The 2,223-nt window shown below is 71.9% G+C and carries 1 protein-coding gene; it reads right to left on the bottom strand.

Going from position 1 to position 2,223, the window contains the following annotated elements:
- Positions 1–2,027, bottom strand: a 2,027-nt coding sequence (locus tag PKE44_RS14270) for a methyl-accepting chemotaxis protein (protein WP_324552328.1), incomplete at its 3' end; no start/stop codon positions are given.
- Between the last annotated feature and the right edge of the window lie 196 nt (positions 2,028–2,223).

Genomic DNA, 2,223 nt, shown 5'->3' with positions numbered 1-2,223 from the left:
GCGTAGCGGAAGCGCTGCACGAGATCGCGCAGCTGCGCGCCCATCTGCGCCAGTGCGTGCGCGGCGCTTTCCAGCTCCCGGCCGGAGGCCGCGGCGCCGGCGGCGATCTGCGTGACCTCGATGAGGCCGCTGCCGATCTCGCCGGTGCGCGTGGCCGCCTGCGCGATGTTGCGGCTGATGTCGTCGGTGACCACCGACTGTTCCTCGATCGCCGCGGCGATCGTGGTCTGCAGCGTGTTCACGCGCCCGACGCTGTCGCCGATGCCGCGGATCGCCTCGACGGCGCCGGCGGTGTCGGACTGGATCGTGCCGATCTTGTCGGCGATGTCCTGCGTGGCGCGGGCCGTGCCGTCGGCGAGTTCCTTGACCTCGTGCGCGACCACGCCGAAGCCGCGTCCGGCCTCGCCGGCGCGCGCCGCCTCGATGGTCGCGTTCAGCGCCAGCAGCCGCGTCTGGCGCGTGATGTGGCTGATCAGCGCCACGACCTCGCCGATGCGCGCGCTGCTCTCATCGAGGCGCTGCATCGCGGTCGTCGCCGCGCTGGCGAGCGACACCGCCTCGCCGGTGACGCGCGCGCCCTCGGCGGTGCTGCGTGCGATCTCGTGCACGGCGGTGTTCATCTGGCTGGTGGCGGTCGCGACGCTGGCGACACGCTCGTTCATGTCGGCGGCCGCGATGCTGAGCTTCTCGGCATCGGTGGTCGTGCGCGCCGCCCCGTCGTTGACGCGGCGGCTGACCTCGGTCAGCGCCTGCGACGACTGCCCGAGCTGCTGCGCGGTGTCGGCGATCTCGCCGATGCTGCGCGACAGCGCATCGAGGAACACATCGAGGTCACGCCCCATGTGTCCGAGCTCGTCGCGCGAGCGCGGGCGCAGCCGCCGGGTCAGATCGCCGCCGGCGGCGGTCTGCAGCACGCGCGCCGTCTGCGACAGCGGTGCGGTGATCGTGCGCACGATCGCGAGCGTCAGCCCGCCGGTCAGCAGCGCGATCCCGACCATGGCCGCGGCGAGCAGCTGCTGCTGGCGCTGCAACGCGCCCGCCTGCACTTCGATGCGGGTTTCGAGCGCCTCGATCAGCGAGTCGATCAGGGCGAACTGGACATCGATCGCCGCCGTGCTGATGCGGAAGAACTCGCCGGCATCGAAGCGGATGGTGTCGGCTTCGATGAATTCCCAGAGCACCAGCTGCGCCAGTTCCTCGACCTGCGCATTCGCCGCCGTGACCGGCGTGCGCAGCCGTTCGCCGAGCGCCGGGTCCAGTTCGGTGATGGCGGTGAGCGTACCGCTGACGCTGCGTGCCTGATGCTGGATCGCGTCGTGCAGCCGCTGCATCTCCAGCCGGTCGGCCTCGCTGATGCTGCTGCGGGTCGTACCGCCGGTGGCCCGTGCCGACGTGAGCGAATCGGCCGTGACCGTACCGTCGTTGCGGACCGTGAGGACTGCCACGCCGCGCGCGCGCGTCTGGCCCATCAGCTCGGCGAGCGGCGGCAGCTGGTCGATGATCGCGCGCTGCAGGAAGTAATCGGCCTTGTCCGGAGTCAGCGCCAGATCGTGGTGATTGGCGATCAGCCCCAGCAGATCGAGCAGCCGCTGGATCAGGGCGGTATGGGCGGCAAAGGCTGCGGCCGGCTCGACCTGGGCGTTGCCGACCGAGGTGGCCAGCGCCTGCCAGGTGCCCGGGAGCTGCTGCCAGAACGAAGTGAGCACGACATCGTCGCTGCGCGCCCGCACGATGGCATCGAGCGCGGCCAGCGCCGCGGTGATGGCCTGCGCCTTGCCGTTGCGGGTGGCGCCGGCATCGGTGCGTCCGGACAGCGTCTGCGCCGAAAGGCCGCGGTGCTGCTGCACGAGCTGCACGGCCTGCAGCGTCTGGCGCAAGGGCTCGATGCCGTCTGCCTGATGCCGGTTGAGCGTGCGCGCCGCGAGTTCGTCGCGCACCAGCAGCCCGAGCGGCACGGCCACCAGCACGGCGCCGAGCACGGCGAGCAACAACAGCTTCTGCCAGACCTTCAGGCGGTTGAGGAGCATTTGCGTACCTGCTGAGAAACAAAGCCGAGGGGGCAGCGACGCACCTGCGTGCGCGGACATGACCGGGCCGGTGCGCTTGCCGGCGGCCCTGCAGGCCGGCCGATCAGCAGATATCGGCCGCCGGGCAGGGCGCTTGAGCGGCAGGCACCCGGCCCGGTGCGCGCGCGGCGGCGCGGGCGGGCACGGGCGGCGGCCG

This window comes from Plasticicumulans sp. (genome assembly GCF_035331805.1).
In the GTDB taxonomy this organism is placed as follows: domain Bacteria; phylum Pseudomonadota; class Gammaproteobacteria; order Competibacterales; family Competibacteraceae; genus Plasticicumulans.
Note: the sequence above shows the minus strand (reverse complement) of the source record. Positions and strands in the feature narration are given on the sequence as shown.